Origin of the sequence: Streptococcus mitis (genome assembly GCF_003943905.1) — a bacterium.
In the GTDB taxonomy this organism is placed as follows: domain Bacteria; phylum Bacillota; class Bacilli; order Lactobacillales; family Streptococcaceae; genus Streptococcus; species Streptococcus mitis_BC.
This window is the reverse complement of the sequence record NZ_RJNS01000005.1, coordinates 69,464-94,690: the sequence shown is the minus strand read 5'-3', so window position 1 is coordinate 94,690 and position 25,227 is coordinate 69,464. Positions and strand designations below refer to the sequence as shown.

25 protein-coding genes are annotated in these 25,227 nt (G+C 42.7%); 16 read left to right on the top strand and 9 right to left on the bottom strand.

The window, feature by feature from the left end:
* Window positions 1-5: 5 nt before the first annotated feature.
* The 3 genes from lacD to D8854_RS08600 all read left to right on the top strand — a co-directional run bounded on the left by lacD (window position 6) and on the right by D8854_RS08600 (window position 3,150).
* Complete coding sequence (gene lacD / locus D8854_RS08610) at window positions 6-1,001, top strand: tagatose-bisphosphate aldolase (RefSeq protein ID WP_125450527.1); 996 nt, start codon at window positions 6-8, stop codon at window positions 999-1,001.
* Between the two features lie 146 nt (window positions 1,002-1,147).
* Complete coding sequence (locus D8854_RS08605) at window positions 1,148-2,185, top strand: aldose epimerase family protein (protein WP_125450526.1); 1,038 nt, start codon at window positions 1,148-1,150, stop codon at window positions 2,183-2,185.
* A 110-nt stretch (window positions 2,186-2,295) separates the two neighbouring features.
* Entirely contained in the window at window positions 2,296-3,150 is an 855-nt protein-coding gene (locus D8854_RS08600) for a VOC family protein (protein WP_125450525.1), read from the top strand.
* Window positions 3,151-3,271: 121 nt separating this feature from the next.
* Here D8854_RS08600 and D8854_RS08595 read toward each other — a convergent pair whose 3' ends face one another.
* Genes D8854_RS08595 through D8854_RS08585 form a run of 3 tightly spaced genes read right to left on the bottom strand, consistent with a single transcriptional unit; the run spans window position 3,272 to window position 5,809 of the window.
* Entirely contained in the window at window positions 3,272-4,504 is a 1,233-nt protein-coding gene (locus D8854_RS08595; RefSeq protein WP_084947481.1) for a sensor histidine kinase, read from the bottom strand.
* Window positions 4,505-5,179 (bottom strand): response regulator transcription factor, encoded by a 675-nt coding sequence (locus tag D8854_RS08590; RefSeq protein ID WP_084947478.1) that lies wholly within the window; start codon window positions 5,177-5,179, stop codon window positions 4,505-4,507.
* 9 nt (window positions 5,180-5,188) lie between these two features.
* Window positions 5,189-5,809: a GTP pyrophosphokinase gene (locus tag D8854_RS08585; protein ID WP_125395572.1), complete on the bottom strand. Its 621-nt coding sequence runs from the start codon at window positions 5,807-5,809 to the stop codon at window positions 5,189-5,191.
* A gap of 182 nt (window positions 5,810-5,991) precedes the next feature.
* On the opposite strand from D8854_RS08585, the gene D8854_RS08580 reads away from it, so the two are divergent.
* The 4 genes from D8854_RS08580 to D8854_RS08565 all read left to right on the top strand — a co-directional run bounded on the left by D8854_RS08580 (window position 5,992) and on the right by D8854_RS08565 (window position 8,545).
* On the top strand, window positions 5,992-6,249 hold the full coding sequence (locus tag D8854_RS08580) for a metal-sensitive transcriptional regulator (RefSeq protein ID WP_000185163.1): 258 nt from the start codon (window positions 5,992-5,994) through the stop codon (window positions 6,247-6,249).
* 52 nt (window positions 6,250-6,301) lie between these two features.
* Window positions 6,302-7,615: a DUF6630 family protein gene (locus D8854_RS08575; protein ID WP_125395519.1), complete on the top strand. Its 1,314-nt coding sequence runs from the start codon at window positions 6,302-6,304 to the stop codon at window positions 7,613-7,615.
* Window positions 7,616-7,646: 31 nt separating this feature from the next.
* Window positions 7,647-7,925 carry a hypothetical protein gene (locus tag D8854_RS08570; protein WP_125416485.1) on the top strand — a complete coding sequence of 93 codons (279 nt, stop codon included), beginning with the start codon at window positions 7,647-7,649 and terminating at the stop codon, window positions 7,923-7,925.
* Window positions 7,926-8,056: 131 nt separating this feature from the next.
* Window positions 8,057-8,545, top strand: a complete 489-nt coding sequence (locus tag D8854_RS08565) for a prolyl-tRNA synthetase associated domain-containing protein (protein WP_125450524.1) — start codon at window positions 8,057-8,059, stop codon at window positions 8,543-8,545.
* Window positions 8,546-8,588: 43 nt separating this feature from the next.
* Here D8854_RS08565 and D8854_RS08560 read toward each other — a convergent pair whose 3' ends face one another.
* The 3 genes from D8854_RS08560 to D8854_RS08550 are packed head-to-tail and all read right to left on the bottom strand — an operon-like array spanning window position 8,589 to window position 10,856.
* A complete protein-coding gene (locus D8854_RS08560; protein WP_125450523.1) occupies window positions 8,589-8,885 on the bottom strand; it encodes a rhodanese-like domain-containing protein in 297 nt (98 codons plus the stop codon).
* Window positions 8,875-10,530: an FAD-dependent oxidoreductase gene (locus D8854_RS08555; protein WP_125450522.1), complete on the bottom strand. Its 1,656-nt coding sequence runs from the start codon at window positions 10,528-10,530 to the stop codon at window positions 8,875-8,877. The genes D8854_RS08560 and D8854_RS08555 overlap by 11 nt, the downstream gene beginning before the upstream one ends.
* Before the next feature lie 20 nt (window positions 10,531-10,550).
* Window positions 10,551-10,856: a rhodanese-like domain-containing protein gene (locus D8854_RS08550; RefSeq protein WP_125450521.1), complete on the bottom strand. Its 306-nt coding sequence runs from the start codon at window positions 10,854-10,856 to the stop codon at window positions 10,551-10,553.
* Between the two features lie 176 nt (window positions 10,857-11,032).
* Between D8854_RS08550 and D8854_RS08545 the strand changes: the two genes are divergently transcribed.
* From D8854_RS08545 to rpsD, 9 genes are all read left to right on the top strand, one after another.
* Window positions 11,033-11,596 (top strand): sugar O-acetyltransferase, encoded by a 564-nt coding sequence (locus D8854_RS08545; protein ID WP_125450520.1) that lies wholly within the window; start codon window positions 11,033-11,035, stop codon window positions 11,594-11,596.
* A 270-nt stretch (window positions 11,597-11,866) separates the two neighbouring features.
* A complete protein-coding gene (locus tag D8854_RS08540) occupies window positions 11,867-13,102 on the top strand; it encodes a carbohydrate-binding domain-containing protein (RefSeq protein ID WP_125450519.1) in 1,236 nt (411 codons plus the stop codon).
* A 125-nt stretch (window positions 13,103-13,227) separates the two neighbouring features.
* On the top strand, window positions 13,228-13,992 hold the full coding sequence (locus D8854_RS08535; protein WP_125450518.1) for a nucleoside phosphorylase: 765 nt from the start codon (window positions 13,228-13,230) through the stop codon (window positions 13,990-13,992).
* A gap of 33 nt (window positions 13,993-14,025) precedes the next feature.
* A complete protein-coding gene (locus tag D8854_RS08530) occupies window positions 14,026-15,405 on the top strand; it encodes a TrkH family potassium uptake protein (RefSeq protein ID WP_125450517.1) in 1,380 nt (459 codons plus the stop codon).
* Window positions 15,406-15,418: 13 nt separating this feature from the next.
* Entirely contained in the window at window positions 15,419-16,084 is a 666-nt protein-coding gene (locus tag D8854_RS08525) for a potassium channel family protein (protein ID WP_125450516.1), read from the top strand.
* 157 nt (window positions 16,085-16,241) lie between these two features.
* Window positions 16,242-18,776, top strand: a complete 2,535-nt coding sequence (locus tag D8854_RS08520) for an SSURE domain-containing protein (RefSeq protein WP_125450515.1) — start codon at window positions 16,242-16,244, stop codon at window positions 18,774-18,776.
* A gap of 80 nt (window positions 18,777-18,856) precedes the next feature.
* Entirely contained in the window at window positions 18,857-19,555 is a 699-nt protein-coding gene (locus D8854_RS08515) for a response regulator transcription factor (protein ID WP_125450514.1), read from the top strand.
* Entirely contained in the window at window positions 19,552-20,586 is a 1,035-nt protein-coding gene (locus D8854_RS08510) for a sensor histidine kinase (RefSeq protein WP_125450513.1), read from the top strand. Before D8854_RS08515 ends, D8854_RS08510 begins: the two co-directional genes overlap by 4 nt.
* A 202-nt stretch (window positions 20,587-20,788) precedes the next feature.
* Window positions 20,789-21,400, top strand: a complete 612-nt coding sequence (rpsD, locus tag D8854_RS08505) for a 30S ribosomal protein S4 (protein ID WP_000092756.1) — start codon at window positions 20,789-20,791, stop codon at window positions 21,398-21,400.
* A gap of 88 nt (window positions 21,401-21,488) precedes the next feature.
* Here rpsD and D8854_RS08500 read toward each other — a convergent pair whose 3' ends face one another.
* From D8854_RS08500 to D8854_RS08490, 3 genes are all read right to left on the bottom strand, one after another.
* Entirely contained in the window at window positions 21,489-22,655 is a 1,167-nt protein-coding gene (locus D8854_RS08500; protein WP_125450512.1) for a tyrosine-type recombinase/integrase, read from the bottom strand.
* 130 nt (window positions 22,656-22,785) lie between these two features.
* Window positions 22,786-24,252 carry an ATP-binding protein gene (locus D8854_RS08495; RefSeq protein WP_045616686.1) on the bottom strand — a complete coding sequence of 489 codons (1,467 nt, stop codon included), beginning with the start codon at window positions 24,250-24,252 and terminating at the stop codon, window positions 22,786-22,788.
* 232 nt (window positions 24,253-24,484) lie between these two features.
* The gene (locus tag D8854_RS08490; RefSeq protein ID WP_101785561.1) at window positions 24,485-25,036 is read right to left on the bottom strand and encodes a helix-turn-helix transcriptional regulator; all 552 of its coding nucleotides are present in this window, start codon (window positions 25,034-25,036) and stop codon (window positions 24,485-24,487) included.
* Between the last annotated feature and the right edge of the window lie 191 nt (window positions 25,037-25,227).

Genomic DNA, 25,227 nt, shown 5'->3' with positions numbered 1-25,227 from the left:
TATCTATGAGTAAATTACAATTAAGTCCCAATAAAGTAGCTTGCTTGCAAAAACTCTCTGACGAGAATGGCATTATCTCCGCTCTTGCCTTTGACCAACGTGGTGCTTTGAAACGACTCATGGCTCAACACCAAACAGAAGAACCAACAGTGGCTCAAATGGAAGAACTCAAAGTCTTGGTAGCAGATGAATTGACAAAATACGCTTCATCTATGCTTCTAGACCCAGAGTATGGCCTTCCAGCTACAAAAGCGCTTGCTCCAAATGCTGGTCTTCTCCTTGCTTATGAAAAAACAGGCTACGACACAACTAGCACCAAACGCTTGCCAGATTGTTTGGATGTTTGGTCTGCCAAACGCATCAAGGAACAAGGTGCAGATGCTGTCAAATTCTTGCTTTACTACGATGTAGACAGCTCTGACGAACTCAACCAACAAAAACAAGCCTACATCGAACGCATCGGTTCTGAGTGTGTGGCGGAAGACATTCCATTCTTCCTTGAAATCCTCGCTTACGATGAAAAAATCGCTGACGCAGGTTCTGCAGAATATGCCAAAGTAAAACCACACAAAGTTATCGGTGCTATGAAGGTCTTCTCAGACCCACGTTTCAACATCGATGTCTTGAAAGTGGAAGTTCCAGTCAACGTCAAATACGTTGAAGGCTTTGGTGATGGAGAAATCGTTCATACACGTGAAGAAGCAGCAGCCTTCTTCAAAGCACAAGATGAAGCAACTAACTTGCCATATATCTACTTGAGTGCGGGAGTATCAGCCAAACTCTTCCAAGAAACACTTGTCTTTGCCCACGAATCAGGCGCAAACTTCAACGGTGTTCTTTGTGGCCGTGCAACCTGGGCTGGATCAGTTGAAGCCTACATCAAAGACGGTGAGGCAGCAGCTCGTGAATGGCTACGCACAACAGGTTTTGAGAACATTGACGAACTCAACAAGGTTCTCCAAACCACAGCGACTTCATGGACTGAACGTGTAGAAGCATAAAACAGGTATAGAAGAATCCCTTTTTGTTAAGAAGCTACTTAAGGTTTTCTGACAAAGGATTCTGAAAATAGAAACTACAACCATAGATGGTGAATACACTTTCTATGGTTTGTTTACTTAAGAGAAATGGATCAAAGGAGAGAAGAATGAAAGCATACACAGAACGTGTATTTGGAAATCATGAGGGCAAGGATGTCTTGGCCTATCGCTTTGAGACTGATGGTGGTTACCAGCTTGAAGTTATGACTTATGGTGCGACCATTTTGCGCTATGTCACACCTGACAAGGCTGGAAATTTTGCCAATGTGATTTTGGGCTTTGATGATTTTGATAGCTATGTAGGTAATAGTCCCAAGCATGGAGCAAGTGTAGGTCCTGTAGCAGGCCGTATTGCAGGTGCGATATTTGAGCTCAATGGTCAGACCTATAATCTTGAAGTCAACAATGCCAGCAACTGTAACCACAGTGGTTCAACAGGTTGGGATTCGAGCTTGTTTGAATTGGTAGAGGTGAGCGACCATGGCTTGACTCTCTACACAGAGCGTACAGACGGGACAGGAGGATTTCCTGGTAATCTCAAGATCTGGATCAGCTATCACTTGGAAGAGACTGGTGCTTACGAAGTCAGCTACAAGGTAACGACTGATCAGGATACGCTTGTCAATCCAACCAACCACAGCTACTTCAACTTGTCTGGTGATTTTACGCAGACAGTTGATCGCCATGTCTTCCAATTAAACACAGAGGGCATTTACCCAATCGCTCCAGACGGTGTTCCAGCTAAGACTCCAGATGCTAATCGTGATGTGGTTAAACACATCTACAATGGTGCTTTGTTGAAGGATATCTTTGCAGAGGAAGATGAGCAAATCCAGCTGGTATCTGGTTTAGACCATCCATTTGCTCTTCCTACAGGTCATGACAATGCTGGTTTTCTTTATGACCAAAATTCAGGTCGCTTCTTGCTTTTCAAGACAGAAGCCCCTTGCTTTGTGGTCTACACAGCAAACTTTGTGGATGAAAGTGTCATTATCGGAGGCCAGCCAATGGTACAGCACAATGGGATTGCCCTTGAAGCGCAAGCTTTACCAGATGCCATTCACAGTGACCTCAAAGACCAAGTCATTCTCAAAGCAGGGGAAACTTTCACCAGCAAAACTCGCTACGAGCTTGTTGTAAAATAAAAAGAAGAGCTGGTTTCCAGCTCTTTTGAGTTGTATTCGTTGACATTTTATCTCAATAGTGTATAATTGATGTAATTAACAAAGTTACAACAAACAAAAGGAGACACCCTATGACTTATGCATACCAAAGCCACATTTATCTAGCAGAGGTGGTTTTAAATGTCAAGGATTTAACGAGTCAAACGGCTTTTTATCACCAGATTATTGGCTTGGAGATTTTATCCCAAACAGAGACAGAAGCGATTTTGGGACTTGGTCGAAAAGCCTTGGTTCACTTGATTCAGGCAGAAAAGTCTGGCGAAGTAAGGGAGCATTATGGGCTCTACCATCTGGCGATTTTGTTGCCAACACGAAAAGCCTTGGCAGATGTTTTGAAACACCTAAGTGACTTGCGGATTCCTCTGGTTGGAGGTGCAGATCATGGATACAGTGAGGCTATTTATCTAGAGGATTTGGAAGGAAATGGCATTGAACTCTACCGTGATAAGCCAGTGTCTTCATGGGATATTCGAGAAGATGGTCGCATTATCGGTGTGACCGAAGTCCTTGCGGCACAGGACATCTATGAGTTAGGAGAAAAGGTGGATCCCTTTATCCTAGCTGAAGGGACGAGAATGGGGCATATCCATCTATCGGTTAAGGATAGTCGCGCGGAGAGTCAGTTTTATCAAAAGGCGTTAGGACTAGAAGATAAATTTAGCATTCCTAGTGCTAGTTGGATAGCGGCTGGTCAGTACCATCACCACCTGGCTGTCAACGAATGGGCTGGAAAAGGGCTAGCTCCGCGTGAGCAAGGCTTGCCAGGTTTGGCTTACTATGTCCTTGAAGTCGAAAGCAAGGAAGAACTTCTAGCCATCGTTAAGCAAGCACAAGAGCTAGAAGCACCGATCAAGTGGCTAAATTCGAGTGAACTGAATCTTGTAGACCCGGATGGAATTGTGACTCGCATTCGCTTGGCACGATGAGATGTGAAAAACACATCATTTATTTTAGAGACATAGAAAAAGGCGGACAAGCTCGTATTCTGTTTTTAGAATGCGGACTTGTTCGCTTTTTATGAAATGATAAAGAGTAAAAGAGTTATAGCTATAACCAGATGGTAAAGGTAATCACCTGCTTTTTGTAGGTGACAAAGATTTTCCCTCTAAACAGGCTGACAAGGTGTTGAGCCATAGAGAGGCCAATGCCATACCCAGAGGTGGTTTGGTTATTGTGTGATGTTTCAGCGCGATAAAAGCGGTCAAAGAAGCGTTTAATATTGGCAGGCCGCCCGTCTTTGTAGTCGTTAGACACAGTGATACAGGTGCGCTTGCGTAGGAGATAGGCTTTGCGTTTGAGAGTTAGACGGATAGTGCCTGCTGGATCACAGTATTTGCGGGCATTGTCAAGAAGAATGCTAAGAAGCTCATAAAATTCCTCTTGGGCTACTTTTTCTATGATATCTGCTTCAATCAGACTTTCAAAGTTTTTATCTTCCTTTTTAAAGAGGGGAGCAAAATCTGTCGCAACTTTCTCAGCGATAAGCGAGATATTTTGCTGGGTTAGCTTGATGTCTTCTTGTTCTTCGAGACGAGCGAGACGAATGAGTCGCCCGATTAGGTGATTGAGCCGCTCGGTTTGTTCTTTGGTGCTGACGCTCCACTCGGTCTCCCCTTCCATGAGTTCCTGAAGCTCGGTATTGGCTGAGATGATAGCCAGTGGTGTTTTGAGTTCATGCCCTGCATTGGTGATAAACATTCGTTGCTTTTCATAGTTTTTGACGAAGGGACGGATAACAATCCCAGAAATCAAGGTAAAGAGCAGAGCAAGGAGAAATAGGCTAGCCAGTGATAACCAAATAGAGACTTGAAAGAGGGTGTCCCGTTCGCGAATGTAGTTGGTAGCTTCAAAGAAGACTAGGAGCTTACCCGAAGCTGTCTGACTAATCTGGTAGGTGAAGTGGCGCCCGTTGCGAGTAATCGTGCCATAGGTTTCCGGTTTTTTAAGAATTTTCTGGAGAAAACCTCTGACGTCTGCTTCGGTCAGTGATTGGACATTCCCTAGAGAAATAGTGTAGTCATTCCCCTTTTCTCTGACAGAGAAGTACTGAAAATTGTAGATAATCCCTTCCTGGATGTTCTTTTTGGTGAAATTTTCCTTGGTTTCATCTGTGATTGGGAGTTCGCCTTCATTTTTAGACAAGATGGAGAGGACGGTTTGGATATTATCCTCTGTCTGAGTATAGACGATGCTATTCATCAAGACCAGAAAGAAAGCAAGAATCAGAGCGATAGCAGCAGTGGCTGTGACAATAAACTTGATGCGTAGTTTTCGAAACATCTAGTCTCCTCCTATCAGTTGGAAAGGCCCTTCTGCAGATCCTAAGATTTGCAAGTTGGACTGAACGCTTTGGAGTTTTTGGCGGAGATAGGAAATATAGAGAAAAACGAGCTCGTAATCACTTTCTTCCAGCTCCTCTGGCCAGACTTGCTCTAGTAGTTGTTGACAACTGAGGGTCTGGTTAGCATGCTGAATGAGGAGGGTCAAGAGTTGAGTCTCCTTTTTCCCTAAACGAATGCTGTTTGTAGCAGCTAATTCTTGTTCGTCAATATCCAAGCGAGTATTTCCTAATTGGACCGTATCTGGGGTATAGTCCTCCAGACGGCGGGCAGTAGAACGGAGCCTAGCCAATAGTTCCTTGAGTGAGAAGGGCTTGGTCAAGTAGTCGTCGGCACCTGCATCGAGTCCGGTTACACGATCATCTACTTCAGCCATGGCTGTCAGCATGATGATGTGGGTCGTATTGCCCAACTGGCGGATTTCTTTGAGGGCTTCGATTCCAGTTTTAATTGGCATCATGATGTCAAAAATCATGAGGTGATAGTGGTTAGTTGTAGCTTTTTCGACAGCATCTTGTCCATTAAAAACAGAATCAACGCTATAGCCTTCGCGTTCTAAAGCAACAGTGATGACGCGATTTAGTTGAGTTTCATCTTCGGCAAGTAGGATTTTCATAGGTTCTCCTTAGTCTTGGTCAGATCGCTGAATCAAATCACGGATGGTCTGCATGGTCAAGTCGCATGAAGCAAGCTCATCGGCACAACGTTTGAGCTCGCGCGTGATTCGTTCAGGATTTTGGATGTTTTTCTTGTACTTCATCTGGTGCTCAAGGCTGGCCCAAGAGTCCATAGCAATCGTGCGTAGCTGGATCTCGATAAAGTAGGTACCTTGGGCATTTCCCAGACAGTCTGGGTAAGGAGTGGTTACTTCGAGGATCAGATGATAGGAGCGGTAGCCGTTGGGTTTGACCTGACGGATATAGTCTTTCTCTTTGAAAATATGGATGCTTGGCATCTGGCGAATATACTTTACGATGCGGTAGATATCATCTGTAAAGCCTGTGATGATCCGAACACCGATAGCATCACGAATTTCTTTAAGAGCGGATTGACTTGTCTGAGGAAGGCCTTTGCGTTGGCATTTTTCACGCATACTTTCCTCGGTTTTGATACGCGCATGCAAATGCTCATATAGTTTGAGGGAGGTTTCTTTTTTGTAATTAGCTGCGGCTTCTTCCATATCTTGAATAAAGGTCTGCAAGATAGTGGGTAAGTAGACTTCGCAAGGGCCATAGATAGAGTTCATAGGCTGGTCCATTCTAAGAATGACTCGTATTGCTACGAGCATAGATTCTAATAGTATTTGTCATTCTATTATACCATGAAAGCGATAGCAGGGTGAGATTCTATTGATAAAGAGGGAACGAGAATTTTGACAAAGGAGTCCATTAGAGATATAATGAAGAAAAATCGACCAAGGATAAGAAGATGACAAACTCAAAGTATATTACACGCCTGAAACGTTCAGAGGGGCAGTTGCGTGGAATTCAAAAGATGATCGAAGAAGAGCGTGATTGTGCAGATATCATTACCCAGTTAACAGCGGTTCGTTCGAGTGTGGAGCGCGTGATTGAGATGATCATTACCGAGAATCTCACAGCCTGCATCAACCAACCCCTAGACGACCCTGAGGCTCAAAAAGAACGCTTAGAAAAGGCTGTTCAGTACCTAATCAAACGAAAATAGTAGTTCTCTATGTGATAGAACAAGATAAGAAAGTAGATCACAGGTGGGAAAGATGACAAAAGAAGAACGAGCAGAAAAATGGTTTCAGAATATTCCTGAAGCAGAAGCCATTCCTATGCAAACTAAAATGGAGATCTGTAGTCAGGTAGCGAAACGAATGGCGCTTATATGGCTTGGCCTACTTGGTGTGGAATGTTTGTTCCTATTCTGGGTCACTGGGGGCGAACTTTTTAATCAAGTAGCGGACTTTCTAAATCAGTTATCAGAAGGGAGTCCCACAAAAAATCGATATAAGGGTCTCGCACTTGCAGGGACTCTGATTTGTCTGCCTGTCTTGATTTTGCCTAGCGTTGTTGCCCATTTCTTTAGACAAGGTTGGATTCAAAAAGAAGCTGAAAAGGTAGTCAAAGTGATGCCCCCTGTTACAAGTGATCAGCCTTATCTAGATGGAGATGAGGGAGCAGATTTTGCGAGCATTTCAGGAAGAATCTTTGCGGATTGGGTGCTAGATGATGGTGAGAAGGAACAAAATGGCTTTGAACTTGAGGAAGTATGGCAGCAACTGGCAGCTGTCCAAGATGGTGATAGGGATTTTCTCATTTTAATACCTCAGCAACCAGTTAAACTAAAGGGGAGTCAGCATGTATCGGATTTTGTACAGGTTTGTCAGGATGAAGATTCGGACGGTTTTCATTTTGAGATCAGTGTTGCCGATGCCGAACGGATCGACGAGAATGTAATCTACGAAAAAAATGGGCTGAGCAAGAAAGAAACTCAAGACATGCTTCGGGCATATTTGGAGAACAGAGTCACATCAGAGCTAGAAGACTGGGAAATTGTACTAGATATGCGGACAAATGAGCAGAAAAATATCTTAATCTATCAGGAAATAACCCAATTGCTAACAGATGATAGTGAGGTACGATCTCGTTTGACCTCCTGTTTTGAATCACCGAAAGCCTATTTCAAGCAGTATGCAGATAGATACGACGAGCGGGGCATAGGCGAAGAAGTCGATGAAGCTACGATAAAATGGCTTGCTATTGCTGATGAACTGCTTGCTGTGGATGCAGTCATTGAGTTAGACTGGAAGACAGATAAGGACGAATTTCTGTACCAATTAACGCCTCTGGCAGCTAAGCAAACTCTTGATTTTGAGGAGAATTGGTTCGACGAGGATGGTGACATCCCTACTTGGTGTAAAGTTTTGGACGAAAGATGGGCTGGACACGATTTCTGTCTTGCTTGTATGGACATTGACAGCGATAGCTATGTCCTCTTTATCTGCAAGAGGGATATTCTGGAAAAATTAGTCACCTTGAGTCACATAATCAATCAGCGTTTCGGCCATGCAAAAAATATGTAATGGCTAGTGTATTTCAAGGAGGGAGTTCAAGATGACTTTTGCATTTAAGGATGCACCCAATACAGCCTGTATAGTTTGTCACCATGTCTTGGCTGGGAAAAATCCGATCACCTTTATCTCCCACGATGAAGAGGATGGCATGTGGCAATTTTTGTGTTCAGAAGACCATACTGGAGAGGATGCACGCCTCATTTCCCTAGCTGAAGCATTTAAACTAGACGCATCCATCGGACAAGTCGCGGATATACCTTGTGGCTATGCGGTGGAAAGAAAAGATGGGCTTGCTGGCTGGAAATCATGCCCATCCTAACAGTTGGGGTTCCGTCTAAGATAACTTGTATGAAAATGAAAGAAACCTAGAGATGCTTGGATATAAATTGGAAGAAAAACCATTTTGTGGTATAATTAAAGGTAGTAAGACAAGTTAAAGGAGGCCAGCAAATGGAAGCATACGAAAAAGTAGTAGAGATGCTAAATGAGCTAGATATTCCTTTTGAAATCGTGGAGCACGAGCCAGCCTTGACGACAGAGCAAGCTGATAGCTTTATCGAAGGGATCGAAGGTGTCCGTACCAAAACCATGTTTCTCACCAACAAAAAGAAAACAGCCTACTATCTGCTAATCATGGATGATCAAAAGCGTCTAGATATGGACCTCTTGAAAGACTTGGTAGGAGCCAATAGAATCCGTATGGCTTCCTCTGAGAGCTTGTTTGAAAAAATGAGCTTGCCCGCAGGAGTTGTTTCGCCTTTTGGCTTGCTTAACAATACTGACAAGGACATTCAAGTTTATTTCGACAAAGAAATCATGTCTGAAAAACGGATGAGTTTTCACCCCAATACCAACGAGAAAACCCTCTTTTTGGATACGAAAGATATACTCAAATTCCTAGAAGCCATTGGCTATGAGGCTCATATCATCGAGTTATAAATATTAAAGAAACCGACTAAGTTCATCTTAATCGGTTTTTTGATTATTCTACTTGACCGGGCCAAGCATTCATACCACCTTCTACGTTGATAACGGTGAGGCCTTGGGCGCTGAGAAATTGACAGGCAGAGGCAGAACGCACTCCACCTTGACAGATGACATGGTATTCATGGGCAGGTTTGAGTTCTTTGTAGCCTTGCTCCAAGGTACTTAACGGAAGATTTTTGGCACCTGGTGCATGTCCTGCTTGGAATTCATGTACTTCACGGACATCGATAAGATCTAGATTTTCATGTTGATATTTTTCATAAAAGTCAGCCATGCTGATATTAGTTACCATATTCTACTCCTTCTGGGTTAGCCATTTTGTATAGTGAATAAGCGCCGTCAAGGTTTTGGACGGTAAATCCTGCTTGTTTGAGGATACGCTCTGCGATATAGCTGCGCAAACCACTGTGGCAGCTAACGATGTAGGCTTGGTTCTTGTCCAGTTCGTCCAAGCGTTCCCGTAGTTCGTTTAGGGGGATGTGGATGGTGTCGACTTTGAGTCGACCACTTTGGAATTCGCCACTGGTCCGCACGTCTAGGAATTTCTTTCCTTTAGCTAGTTCGTCTTCGAGCTGGTACCATTGAACGTTGTCGCTGAGACCTTCAATAAGGTTCAAGGCTGCGTAGCCCAGCATATTGACGGGATCCTTGGCAGAGCCAAATGGTGGCGCATAGGTAAACTCTAACTCTGGTAAGTCAAAGACGGTGAGATTTCCCTTGATAGCAGTTGCTAGGATATCGATTCGTTTGTCAACACCTTTCTTCCCAACTCCTTGGGCACCATAGATTTTTCCAGTGGTTGGGTCAAAGAGGAGCTTCAAGGTCATATCAGTAGCGCCGGGATAATAACCAGCGTGGTCTTTACCGCTGACATGAAGGGCCTTGTAAGGAAGTTGATTCATGCTAAGGATACGCTCGCTGAGACCAGTCGAAGCAGCTGTCATATCAAAGGCACGAACGATTGCAGTGCCGATACTGCCCTTGTTTGTACGGCCGAGTCCTGCGATGACGTCCGCCACTTGGCGTCCCTGACGATTGGCAGGAGAAGCTAGAGAGATGAGGGCATCTTGGCCAGTAATCTCTTGCTTGACGACGATGGCATCTCCAACTGCAAAAATATCTTTTTGACTGGTTTCGTAGTGTTCGTCGACCAAGATACCGCCACGTAGTCCCAGTTCAATCCCAGCTGCCTGAGCCAGTTCGTTTTCAGGTTCAACACCGACAGAAAGGATGGTGAGGTCAGAAGCAATCTTTTGACCATTTTCGAGAACGATGGTTTTTCCTTGCTCTTCAAATCGAGTCGCAGACTGAGAAGTGATAACGCGAACGCCGTTTTTGACCAATTCTGCTTGGACAAAGGCCGCCATTTCCTGATCTAATGGTGGCAAGACATGGGGTGCTTTCTCCACGATGGTGACTTGCAATCCCCGTTTCGCCAGATTTTCAGCCATTTCAAGCCCGATAAAGCCTGCACCGATAACGACAGCTTCTTTTGGATGATTGTCCAAGGCTGCCATAATCTCATCGAGATCAGGAACATTGCGAAGCGTGTAGGCATTCTTAGCCTCTGCTAGCCCTTCAATAGCAGGAACAAATGGTTTAGCTCCCGGAGAGAGGATCAGCTTGTCATAGCTTTCTGTAAACTCTTGTCCATCATGCCGCACAGTTACAGTGTGTTCTTCTGGCGAAATCTGGATGACCTCGTGAAATGGTCGCACATCGAGATTAAAGCGTGCCTTGAGACTTTCAGGAGTTTGGACCAATAAACTCTCACGGTTTGCAATCTCTCCTGAAACATAGTAAGGAAGTCCGCAGTTTGCAAAGGAAACAAAGGGACCTTTCTCAAAAATAATGATCTCAGCATCTTCCATGAGGCGTCTGAGACGGGTTGCTGCTGACATACCGCCTGCAACTCCTCCGACAATGATAATTTTCATTGACTTTCTCCTTTATACTTCTAGATGACCTGACCTGTCCAAGCGCTCATACCGCCTCGGACATTGATGACATCGTAGCCTTTTTTCTTAAGCTTTTTCGCAGCTAGTTTGCTTCGTACACCAGAGTGACAAATGACATAAAGTGTTTCTGTTGTCGCTGGTGTGTAAGAACCGATTTCCGTTAAAGGAACATTTTTGGCATTTTTAATATGACCTCTACGGAATTCCATAGGCGTCCGAACATCCAGTAGCTGAATCGGTTCTTTGAGTTTAGCTTCTAACTCGCTGGTAGAAATACTGTCAATTTTTGTAAATAAGTGAAACATAGGCACCTCCAAATATACCCTTATGGGGTATATTAAATCATGAAGTCAAGCTTTTGTCAAGCAAGTTGTTTTGACTTGGGAGAGGGCTTGGTTTCGAGAGTCTAGAAAGCAGGCCATTCTTGACCTTTCAAAGGCTTTTTGATATGATGGGTCCAAAGTAAGTATGAGGTGATGAGATGACCAGCGAATACCAGAAAATGATAGCAGGAGAGCCTTACCATCCGTCGGATCCTGAATTACGGACCTTGGCGCAGGCTTCTCGCCAAAAACAGGCTACCTTTAACAAGGAAGAAGATCCCTTGAAGGGAGCGGATATTATCAAGACTTGGTTTGGCTCAACTGGGCAAAATCTTTATATCAATCCACGCTTGGTGGTGGACTACGGTGTCAATATCCATCTAGGGGAAAATTTTTATTCTAATTGGAACTTGACCATGCTGGATGTTTGTCCGATTCGCATTGGGAACAACGCCATGCTTGGCCCCAACTGTCAGTTTTTAACCCCACTCCATCCACTGGATCCGGATGAACGCAATTCAGGGGTTGAATATGGCAAGCCTATCACCATTGGAGATAATTTCTGGGCTGGAGGTGGCGTCATTGTCCTTCCTGGAGTGACACTGGGAAATAATGTCGTTGCAGGAGCAGGGGCCGTGATCACCAAGTCCTTTGGAGACAATGTTGTCCTAGGTGGCAATCCTGCGCGTGTTATCAAGGAAATCCCAGTAAAAGAAAACTAAAAAGAACAGCCCAGGCTGTTCTTTTTATGAGCTTTAGTCTTATAAATTTTTCTTCTTTGGCTTTTTGGGTTAGAGTGACATCGCACTTGGGGATGTTGCTTTTAAAAACTATTAAATGCATTTTAGTACTCTCAAATTGTTTCTAGTAGCCTTTTCAAAAGAATACTGAGCGAAACTGAATTTAAGGAAACTTTCAGAAAAGTTTTAGTTTTGTTTCAGGAATCTTCTGTAGACTGTCTAGCTATATCATACGAAGGAGAGGAAAAAGGTGTGAAATCAAAAAAATGGACCCTACTCGCAACGAGTTTAACGGCAATGGTGCTGATGGCAGCATGTGCCCAGTCAACAACTACATCCAATACCAATGCAACGACAAATAGTGCAACAACAACTGCAACAAAGACAAACCAATCATCCTATTTTACAGAGAAGGACTACGATACTTCTTATGATGAGAGCACAGCTTCTAAAATTGAGCTATCTGGCTCATCTGCAAACGTCTCTGGAGATGGGGTGACAGTCTCTGAATCAACAGTGACCATCACAAAATCTGGAACCTATGTGATTTCAGGTCAGTCTGACGGAGTGCAGATCAAGGTCGAGGCAGATAAGTCGGCAGATGTTCATCTAGTCCTAAAAGGTGCGACCATGACCAATACCAATGCAGCGATATCTGCGACATCAGCTGGCCATGTCTACTTGACTCTAGCAGAGGGAACCACCAACAGTCTCTCTGACTCAAGCTCTAACAGTGACGAAAAAGCAGACGCAGCTCTCTTTTCTAAGGTGGATTTGACCATCAACGGGAAAGGAACTCTCAATGTAGATGGCAAGAAGAACAATGGTATCAAGGCCAACGACACCCTCCACATCACGGGTGGAACCTATAACATCACAGCAATTGGCGATGCCTTTAATGTCAATGATGAACTCAACATCACTGGTACGACCATGACTATCGATGCCAAGGAAGATGGCGTAAAGGTGGACAATGACGAGGATACTTCAGTCGGAACCATGTACCTATCCAACAACAACATCACCGTCACAGCAGGAGATGATGGCATCCACGCATCAGGTGATTTGGTTATCGATAGTGGTACCTACACCGTCAAAAATTCGACAGAAGGACTTGAAGGTAAGTCCATCACTATCAACGGTGGGGACATTAGCATCTATTCGACAGATGATGGAGTCAACGCAGCTAATAAAAACGCCCAACAGAGTGAAATCTTCTTCACTATGAACGGTGGGAACCTGACAGTAGAAGTCGGCCAAGGGGACACAGACCCAATCGACTCAAACGGCAATATCACAGTTACAGGCGGAACCATTAAAATGACTGGTCAAACAGGTTTTGACTTTGATGGAACTGCGACCTACACAGGTGGAGATATCTATCTCAACGGTGAAAAACAAACGGAAATTGTCAACTCTATGCCTGGAGGTGGTGGACCAAATGGAGGCCCTCAAGGTGGCGGTCCAGCCCCTGGCGGACAAGGATAAAAAAGAATCTCCTTTCTCGAAAGAGAAGGGAGATTTTTGTGTTGTTACTAGAGGAAATGTAAAGACAACTCCTTGACACTCCGTCAGCTTTTGATACAATAGTACAAAATTACAGGAGGTGAGCTATGATTCAGAAACATGCGATTCCCATTTTAGAGTTTGACGACAACCCCCAGGCGGTCCTTATGCCAACACATGAGGAGCTAGATTTAAAGTTGCCAAAGAAGTGCATCTATGCGTTTTTGGAGGAAGAGATTGACCGCTACGCTAAGGAAGTAGGGGCGGATTGTGTTGGTGAGTTCGTTTCGGCCACCAAGACTTATCCAGTCTACGTCCTCAACTACAAGGGCGAGGAGATTTGTCTGGCCCAGGCGCCCGTAGGCTCTGCCCCAGCGGCCCAGTTTATGGATTGGTTGATTGGCTATGGTGTGGAGCAAATCATCTCCACTGGAACCTGTGGCGTACTAGCCGATATAGAGGAGAATGCCTTTCTCGTCCCTGTTCGCGCTCTGCGAGATGAGGGGACCAGCTACCACTATGTAGCGCCTTCTCGTTATATGGAGCTACAGCTTGAGGCTATCTCTGCCATTGAGCAAGTCTTGGAGCAAAGAGGCATTCCCTATGAGGAAGTCATGACCTGGACGACAGATGGTTTTTACCGAGAGACGGTTGAAAAGATTGCCTATCGCAAGGAAGAAGGCTGTGCTGTTGTGGAGATGGAGTGCTCTGCTCTTGCGGCAGTAGCTCAGCTACGTGGCGTTGTCTGGGGAGAATTGCTCTTTACTGCAGATTCCCTGGTGGATCTGGACAACTACGACAGTCGTGACTGGGGTTCAGAAGCTTTTGATAAGGCGCTCGAACTCTGTCTTGCTATTGTGCACCACATGTGAGTGCTCTTACTGTTTTTGTGGTACAATGTAGCTATGTTATTCAAATCTTTTTTGGAAAAAATCAAGACGACTCTGGTTCGATTATCACCAGCCCGTCGTATCTTTTTAAGTTTTGCCCTAGTTATCTTCTTGGGTTCGCTCCTTTTAAGTCTTCCCTTTGTGCAAGCAACAACGTCACAAGCGACCTACTTTGACCATCTCTTTACGACTGTGTCCATGGTCTGTGTGACAGGGCTCTTCACCCAGCCAGTGGCCTCTACTTACAATATCTGGGGTCAATTGATTTGCATGCTGTTGATCCAGATCGGTGGTTTGGGGCTTATGACCTTTATCGGAATCTTTTATATCCAAGGGAAACAAAAGCTCAGTCTTCGTAGCCGTGAGACTATTCAAGAAAGTTTTAGTTATGGGGAAACCCAGTCCTTAAAGGACTTCATCCGCTCGATCTTTTTGACGACTTTTCTGGTAGAAGGGCTCGGTGCCTTTCTACTGAGTTTCCGCTTCATTCCTGAATTTGGATGGGGGCGAGGGATGTTAACCTCTATCTTTTTGGCTATTTCAGCTTTCTGCAATGCTGGATTTGATAATTTTGGAAGTACGAGTTTGGCAGTCTTTCAGACGGACCCTTTGATCAATCTAGTGATTGCAGGATTGATTATAACGGGTGGTCTAGGATTTATGGTCTGGTTTGACCTAGCGACCCAGTTTGGGAAAAAGAAAAAACGCCGTCTTCGCTTTCATACTAAGCTGGTTCTCTTTTTAACGGCGGGAATTCTGCTCTTTGGAACCGTATCGACTTTGTTCATCGAGTGGAACAATTCAGGGACGATTGGGAATCTCAGCGTCCCAGAGAAACTGCTGGTTAGCTTTTTCCAGACTGTCAGTATGAGGACAGCAGGCTTTGCTTCTATTGATTACACCCAGGCTCGACCGGTCACCTTGCTGATCTACATCTTGCAGATGTTTCTGGGTGGGGCGCCTGGAGGGACAGCAGGGGGACTCAAGATTACGACCTTCTTTGTCTTGTTAGCCTTCGCTCGTAGCGAACTATTGGGCTTACCTCATGCCAATGTGGCTCGGAGAACTATTGAACCTCGAACCGTGCAAAAATCTTTTAGTGTCTTTATTATCTTCTTGCTAACATTCTTGCTGGGCTTGATTCTACTAGGGATAACAGCAGAGGGAAATCCGCGCTTTATCTACCTCATGTTTGAGACCATTTCAGCCCTTGCGACAGTTGGGGTGACGGCAAATTTAACACCAGAGCTAGGCAAGATAGCCCTCAGCATCGTTATGTTGTTGATGTTTATCGGCCGTATTGGTCCCTTGACACTACTGGTCAGTGTAGCGGAATACCAGCCAGACAAGAAAGATACGATTCACTATATGAAGGCAGATATCACTATCGGATAAGAAAGGAAGAACGATGTCAGATCGGACAATTGGAATTTTAGGCTTGGGAATTTTTGGGAGCAGTGTTTTGGCTGCCCTAGCCAAGCATGACATGAATATCATTGCTATTGATGACCACGAGGAACGCATTAATCAATTTGAACCAGTGCTGGCGCGTGGAGTAGTTGGAGATATCACGGATGAAGAACTCCTTCTATCAGCGGGGATTGACACCTGTGATACCGTAGTTGTCGCAACGGGTGAAAATCTGGAGTCCAGTGTTCTCGCGGTTATGCACTGCAAGAGTCTAGGAGTGCCGACCGTTATTGCCAAGGTCAAAAGCCATACAGCTAAAAAGGTGTTGGAAAAAATTGGTGCGGACTCAGTCATCTCACCAGAGTTTGAAATGGGGCGCTCATTGGCACAGACCATCCTCTTTCATAACAGCGTAGACGTCTTTCAGCTGGACAAGAATGTATCGATTGTTGAGATGAAAATCCCCCAATCATGGGTAAGTAAAAGTCTCAGTCAGTTAGATCTACGTGGGCGATACAACCTCAACGTACTTGGTTTTCGTGCCTACGAAAATGCTCCTCTGGATGTCCAATTCGGACCCAATGACCTTTTGCAGGCAGATAGCTATATCATGGCCGTCATTAATAACCAACATCTGGACACCCTAGCTGAACTGAGTGAGTAGGAGAGGAAGGGCTACTCTCTTTCCAAATAATTAACGAGTCAATATAAGCATTTTATAAGAGGGATTTAAGAAAAATTTTAACTTTTTCTTAATCCCTTTTAATTTTAGGAGATTATACTAGAGTCATCAAAAAAAAGAAAACTCTAAGGAGAATCCTATGAAATTCAATCCAAATCAGAGATATACTCGTTGGTCTATTCGCCGTCTTAGTGTCGGTGTTGCTTCAGTTGTTGTGGCTAGTGGCTTCTTTGTCCTAGTTGGTCAACCAAGTTCTGCACGTGCTGATATCGTCAATCCGACTCCTGCCCAAGTCGTGCCAGACGCTGCTTCGGTGAGTGAAAAGAACGACTTACCAGCAGAGGTTCTCAAAAAAGCAGTCGATGTAGCTCTTCCTTCAGAACAGTCTGTTCCAACACCTAAAGCAAGTTTGGATACGACAAGCTCTTCAGAAAAAGCGGACGCAACTGCTAAAGAGCCGGCAGTAGCGCCAAAAGAAGAAGTGCAAGCACAACCTGACTCTAAGAAACAAACAGAAGATGCAGTTAAACCTGCGGAAAGTCCTGCGTCTACAGTTTCTGGGCAAGACCGTGAAGCCAGTGAAGCGCAACCAGCGACCACACCAGCTGAAGTACAAAAAGGTGTGGCTGACAACACCAAAGATACAGTAGATGTTCCAGCTACTTACTTGGACAAGGCTAATTTCCCAGGACCATTCACAGCTGGTGTCAACCAAGTTATTCCATACGAATTCTTCGCTGGTGACGGCATGTTGACTCGTCTTATCTTGAAAGCCTCTGATAAGGCTCCATGGTCAGACAATGGTTCAGCTAAAAATCCAGCTCTCCCACCAGTAGAGAAATTGGGCAAAGGCCTTTACTTCTACGAAGTGGACTTGGCTGGCACCCAAGGCAAATCAGATAAAGAGTTGCTTGACCTTTTGAAACAAAATGGTACACAAAGCTATAAAGCTACTATCAAGGTGTACGGTGCAAAAGACGGCAAGCCTGACTTAACTAATCTGGTAGCGACTAAAAATTTGGATGTCAACTTGAATGGTTTGACCACCCCAGCTGAAGTGCAAAAAGGTGTGGCTGACAACACCAAAGACACAGTAGACGTCCCAGCTTCTTATTTGGATAGAGCCAACTTCCCAGGACCATTCACAGCGGGTGTCAACCAAGTCATTCCATATGAATTCTTCGCTGGAGACGGCATGTTAACTCGCCTTATCTTGAAAGCCTCTGATAAGGCTCCATGGTCAGACAACGGTTCAGCTAAAAATCCTGCTCTCCCACCAGTAGAGAAATTGGGCAAAGGTCTTTACTTCTATGAAGTGGATTTAGCAGGCACCCAAGGCAAATCTGACAAGGAGCTGCTTGACCTTTTGAAACAAAATGGAACTCAAAGCTATAAAGCTACTATCAAGGTGTACGGTGCAAAAGACGGCAAACCTGACTTAACTAACCTCGTAGCGACTAAAGATTTGACTGTTAATTTGAATGGCTTAACCACTCCAGCTGAAGTGCAAAAAGGTGTGACTGACAACACCAAAGACACAGTAGATGTCCCAGCTTCTTACTTGGACAAAGCTAACTTCCCAGGACCATTCACAGCGGGTGTCAACCAAGTCATTCCATACGAATTCTTCGCAGGTGACGGTATGTTGACTCGTCTCATCTTGAAAGCCTCAGACAAGGCTCCATGGTCAGACAATGGTTCAGCTAAAAATCCAGCTCTTCCACCAGTAGAAAAATTGGGCAAAGGTCTCTATTTCTATGAAGTAGATTTGGCAGGCACCCAAGGAAAATCAGATAAAGACCTTCTTGACCTCTTGAAACAAAACGGTACACAAAGCTATAAAGCTACCATCAAGGTGTATGGTGCGAAAGATGGCAAACCTGACTTAACTAATCTGGTAGCGACTAAAGATTTGGATGTTAACTTGAATGGCTTGACCACACCAAATCAGGTCAAAGAGTCTGTTGTTAACAATGTCAAAGACATGATTGATGTTCCAACTAGCTACCTTGAAAAAGCAAATGTTCCGGGTCCATTCTTGGCCGGTGTCAACCAAGTTATTCCATACGAAGCTTTTGGTGGAGATGGTATGTTGACTCGCCTCTTGTTAAAAGCTTCAGACAAAGCCCCATGGTCAGACAACGGAACAGCTAAAAATCCAGCTCTATTGCCACTTGAAGGCTTGGCTAAAGGCCAATATTTCTACGAAGTGGATTTGAATGGCAATACGGTTGGCAAAGATGGTCAGGCCTTGCTGGATCAACTTCGAGCTAACGGAACCCATACATATCTAGCTACTGTTAAAGTCTATGGCGCTAAAGATGGCAAACCTGATTTGACCAATCTGATTGCTACTCGTCAAGTAACGATTCGACTTCATGGATCAGAAATGGCGACAATACCATCTCAACAAGGTCAGATGAATACGAAGCCTTCTGAAACAGGCTCTACAGGTACGACTGAGGGTATGATGGGTACAAATCACCATATGTCAGATATGAAAGTAGATCAACCAGCTTCTAGCCCAATGGCTAATATGATGAAAAAAGATGATAAAGCGATGTTACCAAATACTGGGGAAGCTAAAACGGCTACAGCTGGCCTTGGTATCTTTGGTCTAGCCTTGGCAGGTCTTGTTGGACTTTTGGGTTTGACAAGCAAACGAGAAGATTAAGATTCAAATCACTTAAACATTAGAGAAAATAGTGTTATACTAAAGCAAGTATAACACTGTTTTTATCAAAGGAGTGTCAGATGAAAAAGACAATTTTGCTGGTTGATGATGAGATAGATATTTTAGATATTCAAAACCGCTATCTTATACAGGCAGGTTACGATGTTTTGGTCGCCTATGATGGTAAGGAGGGATTAGAACTTTTCAGAAAAAAATCTATCGACCTCATTATCACAGATATCATGATGCCCAATATGGACGGTTATGATTTTATCAGCGAAGTTCAGTATATCGCTCCGGATCAACCCTTCCTCTTTACAACTGCTAAGACAAGCGAACAGGATAAGATTTATGGATTAAGTTTGGGGGCAGATGATTTTATAGTCAAACCCTTTAGTCCACGCGAATTAGTTTTAAGAGTGAATAATATTTTGCGTCGCCTTAGTCGTGGAAGAGAGACAGAACAAATCGAGTTTGGTGACTTGGTAATCAACCATGTGACTCATGAAGTTCGCATTGGGGATCAACCTCTGGAATTGACAGTAAAATCCTTTGAACTTCTATGGATATTGGCCAGCAATCCCGAGAGAGTCTTTTCAAAGACGGAACTTTACGAGAAGGTATGGCAAGAGGACTATGTGGATGATACCAATACACTCAATGTTCATATCCATGCTTTGAGGCAAGAGTTGACCAAGTATACAAATTCAAATGCTCCTGCTATCAAAACTGTCTGGGGTTTGGGCTATAAGATGGAAAGACCAAGAGGTAGAAAATGAAATTAAAAAACTATATTTTAGTGGGGTATCTAGTGTCTACTCTACTAACGATTTTGGTCGTTTTCTGGGCAGTCCAACGAATGTTGATTGAGAAAAGTGAAGTTTACTTTCTAGTTGGGATGACCTTAATTGCTAGTTTCATTGGCGCTGCAGTGAGCATCTTTCTTTTGTCACCTGTGTTCTCTTCTCTGAAACATTTGAAAAAACAAGCTCAGGATATAGCCAGCAAGGATTTCAGCACAGAAATTGAAACAAAGGGCCCATTAGAATTTCAAGAGCTTGACCAGGCTTTTAATGACATGTCCCACAAATTGCAGGCTACCTTTCAATCACTTGATGAGAGCGAGCAAGAAAAGAGAATGATGATTGCGCAGCTCTCTCACGATATTAAAACTCCCATTACCTCCATTCAGGTTACTGTGGAGGGAATTCTAGATGGAGTGATTAAGGAAGAGGAGCGGCTCCACTACTTAGCCACGATTGGTCGGCAAACTGAGCGTCTAAACAAGCTAGTGGAGGAATTGGATGTTTTGACTCTGAACACCCAAACTCAAGTTACTGCTGATGAAGAAGTCGAAGAGGTCTTTTTAGATCAGCTGTTGATTGAGTCAATGAGTGAATTTCAACTCCAGATTGAACAAGAGGAGCGAGATGTTTACATTCAAGTGTCACCTGAGTCGGCGAAAATCAAGAGCCATTCTGACAAACTTTCTCGCATTCTGGTCAATTTGTTAAACAATGCCTTTAAATATTCAGAACCAGGAACCAGAATCGAGGTTCTTGCCCAATTAACAGAACAAGAGCTAACAATCAGTGTGAAAGACGAGGGGCAGGGGATCCTTCCTGAAGATTTGGAAAAGATCTTTAAACGACTTTATCGTGTAGAAACTTCGCGCAATATGAAGACGGGTGGACATGGATTAGGACTTGCGATTGCACGCGAACTAGCCCATCAGCTTGGTGGCGAAATCACAGCAGAAAGTCAATATGGCTTAGGGAGCAAGTTTACATTCAGTCTCAAATTGAAATAAAGCTGTAAAATTCCTTTACAAATCTAGCTTTTCATGGTATAATAGCCTTTGTGTGAAATAGCAGCAGGAAAGCATGAAGCTCGTCAACAGGTGTCTTATGACAAGTAACCTTGGCTGTTTAGGCGAAGGGCATCTGCACGAATCAGGGCTTTCTAAGTGACTATTTCCACCGAAATATTATTTATATCAGGAGGACATACATATGTCACGTTATACAGGACCATCTTGGAAACAAGCTCGTCGCCTTGGCCTTTCACTTACAGGTACAGGTAAAGAATTGGCACGTCGTAACTACGTACCAGGACAACACGGACCAAACAACCGTTCTAAATTGTCAGAATACGGTTTGCAATTGGCTGAAAAACAAAAACTTCGTTTCACTTACGGTGTAGGTGAAAAACAATTCCGTAACTTGTTCGTACAAGCTACAAAAATCAAAGGCGGAATCCTAGGTTTCAACTTCATGCTTCTTTTGGAACGTCGTTTGGATAACGTTGTTTACCGTCTTGGTCTTGCGACTACTCGTCGTCAAGCTCGTCAATTCGTAAACCACGGTCACATCCTTGTTGACGGAAAACGTGTTGATATCCCATCATACCGCGTAACTCCAGGTCAAGTGATTTCAGTTCGTGAAAAATCATTGAAAGTTCCAGCAATCCTTGAAGCAGTAGAAGCAACTCTCGGACGTCCAGCATTCGTATCATTCGACGCTGAAAAATTGGAAGGTTCATTGACTCGCTTGCCAGAACGCGACGAAATCAACCCAGAAATCAACGAAGCGCTTGTCGTTGAATTCTACAACAAAATGCTTTAATTTTAAGAAATATCTTACAGAAAGCCTACAACAGTGGGCTTTTTGCTTTGTCTTAAAACGTTGATTTCTGGGTTTGCTTAGATATTTGCTAGATTGATTTCATAGCCGTTTCAAAGAATGAGACGGCTTTTTTGGCGTTCTCTTTTGAGAGGTGGCTATATATATCCATGGTCATACTGATTTGTGAATGACCTAGGCGGTGCTGAAGCTCCTTGTAAGGTATGCCAGAGTTAAGCAGTAAACTAGCGTGGGTATGACGGAAACCGTGAAAGCCAATGTTAGGAACGTCAGCATGTTTGAAGTGGGTTCTTAATCTGGTTTGTAAGGTTCGATTATTGGGGTACTCATGTATGAAGTCAGAAAAGACCACCGTTTCAGTACGTCCAAGTTGCCAAGCCTCTTGTATTTGCCTACGTTTATATTGCTTGAGCATAGCGACTGTTTGGCGGTCTATATCTATATCCCGATAGCTAGACTTTGATTTTGGGCTATTGATTTCTTGCTTATAGTTTAGAGTCTTTGTGACGTGGACAATGGCATTTTCTAGGTCAATATCTGACCAGGATAGGGCTAAAGCTTCATTGATACGGCAACCAGTGGCCAGTAGAAACTTGTAAAGTGTAATCTCGTAAAAATGGCGGTACTTGTTACTGTCTAAACTATCGAGATAGCCAAGAAACTTTTTAAGCTCCTGATTGTCAAAATGTTTGATCTTGTGGCGGTTTGCTTTTTGATTGTTTCGAGGTAACAAGACCTCACGGGCTGGATTGAATGGGATAGCTTGCATAATGACACCATATTGAAGAATACGCTTGTTAAGCGCGTGGATTTTATCATAATGCAGATACGCCCCAGTCTCTCCTTTATTAGTCTTTTCTGCCAGTTGGTTGACGATGGATTGAATAAGTGGAGTTGTCAGCTTATCGAGCTTGTATGAGCCAAATAGAGGTAAAACGTGGGCTTTTAAGAGCTTTCTAGTAGCGTCTTGACTATTTGGCTTCACAGTATGTTTGTGATTATCCCACCATAGGCTAGCTAGCTCCTCGTAGGTGGATATAGTAGAAGCTTGAAACCTGGTCGATCCGTTTACCTTAAAGTCTATAATTGCGTCTTGGGCTTTTTGCTTGACCTCTTTTTTAGTGCGCCCCGTGACTTTCGTTGTGACTTGTTTGCCTGTTACCTGATCAATGCCTAGATAGACACTAGAGCGGTAGACTATTGACCCGTCTTTTTTACTATGTTGCGTTATTTTCATGATGATAAACCTTTCTAAAATACATCAGCAGGCAAGCTATTATTAAAAAGGTTTTAGATTGTGGTTTATATCATGCCAGGGCTTCATAGTTTGCGCCTATTTTAATTTGTTTTCGGGAGTTTGGCTCAGATTATTCATTGTAACCAATGCCCCAGTATGGAATATATTGCATATTCTTTTTACCAGCATTTTCATCATAAATTTTTATTTTATTATTTTCTAATGCAAGAGAAATGAGTTTGGAAGCAACGGATGATTGTTTATTTGTTAATCCGAATCTTTTTCTAAGTGTGCTATTTGTCATATAATCATCTTCGATGTATAGTATAGCAGAATGATAATAAATAGCATTTATTTTTTCTCTATTACCCATTTCCTGGATACTTCGTCGTTGGTGTAAAGTAACAACAGTATAATTATCTTTAGCAGATATATCAGGAGCGGGTAGATGATTTAATTCTAGCGTCAATATAATCTTGTCTATACCACTTCCGCGAGATTCTACTAAATGCATCTTTCGAAACAGATTAGCTAAATCTTCATTTCGAGAATAAGGAGGCATGTCAAGTAATCTTTCTGGACGATTAAGAGGAGATCCTGGATTTGTGAATACAATTCTATTATCGAATATTTCAATTGTTGGGGAGCTACCTTTTACAGAAAAATCCTGATGTACAATTTGATTTGCGACAATTTCACGTATTACAAGAGGAGGATAATCTGTATCAGAGGTAATTTGCCCATTTTCTTTTAATGTCTCTGGATTTCTAGGTAAATGACTTTTGATAAATTTTAGCAAACCATCAAAACCAACGGCAGCTCCTTTACTTGCTGTGTTATCGGCCACTGCACTAAGTTTATTATTTCCATCATACCTAATTACTCGTAAAGCATGAGATGATAGGTTTTCAAAGTTATTAATATTCTTTGCGAAAGTAAATGCCCCCATATTGGTTAGATTAAAAGTTTTTCCAGAAGATTCTATAATTCCATCGTTTATCATATAAGTAATTATTTCTTCGTCAGTTGAGCCAACAAAATAGCCTAGCATCTTCAAATAAGAATTAATATCAAGTAATTCTTTGATTTTATCAAAGGTACATGCGGTTTTTGCAAATTCTCTTTCGAATGATCGTGCTTCAAAGGATTTCCATAACTCTCTCTCTTTTTCGGGATAGTCCTTTAAGTTTTTCAATGAAGAGCCGCTTCTAATGTACCGACTACCATTAAAAGCAATAGGTCTACCAGCTTTCATATGGATAACTAGAACGACAACATGATTTTGATTAATATCATATTCTTCAAACCGAATTGTAATACGAGGGTCAAGCATTCGTTCTAACCAAGTAATAAATGGTTCTCCACCATGTTTTTCAGTTTTTGGGTAGAATTTTGTACCGACGATCTCTTTTGAATCATCGTCAATTCCCCAAATTAGGTACGAAAATTGTCGATTTAAAATTGCTGATGAATTGGCCAAAGCTGATATATATTTACCTATACGTTCATGATCATTATTATTTACTTTATATTCAATAATTTCATCTTCGTTTTTAGTCAATAATTTTAATAATTTTTCTGAATCTTTATTTTCCATAATTTTTATTTTCCAAGTGATTTCTAAATGAGTTAAAAACACTGTTAAATCAACGTTTTTTTATTTTCCAAGTAAATTCCACGCGCCCAAAAGTTGAACTATACAGTTTTGTTGATGTCGACAAAATTAGTAGAATTTTTTAGGGGGCAACTGGTTAAATGTTACAACGAACAAAGAGCGAAGTAAGAGAAGTCACGCGCTTCAGGATTGTTGGATATTGTGGCGCGTGGGTTTAGAATCCTTTCCTCCATGGTTCTTTTTCTTTCTTTTGTTCCTCCTTAATCTTAGTGGCCATTTTTACTTTTTCAGCCATATCAGAAACCAGATTCTTTATTATCTTTTTATCTTCCTTAGGGAGTATTCCATAATTTAGTAATAACTCTTCTTCATCGGTATATGAAAGCTGATTTACTGCAGATAAGAATGAAGTAAGATTAGAATAATCAGGTTCATCATGACCAGTTATATATCGCTCTTCCAGCACCTTCATTAAATCATCGCCAAGAATAGAATAAACCCTAGCCTTTACATGGTTATTTGGATCATCGGGATCCTTTTGGTAAAGTTGATAGCTTGCTTCTTGGCTGTCTCTATACTCACTGTGCCCTAACAAGTATCCAACGGATACATTGAATAAGTCGGCTAGCAGTTTAGCCTTTTCGGATCCAATAGAGTGCTTTTCATTTTCCCAATTTGAAATAGTTAGTTTAGTAGTACCTATTTCATTAGATAACTCTTCTTGAGTTAGACCTTTTTCTTTTCGCAATTCTTTCAATCTATTCATAATTTTTGTTACCTTTCATAGTTGATTATACACAAGAGTTTTTAAAAAATCAAAGAAAACTATATATTTTTTAAAAATATTGTTGACAGATAATAAAAAACTATATATAATAACAGTAAAGGTATAGAAAACTATATCAAAAATTCCCCATGTTACCTTTTCGCTTTCAATCTATGGGGAGGTTGCTTTTT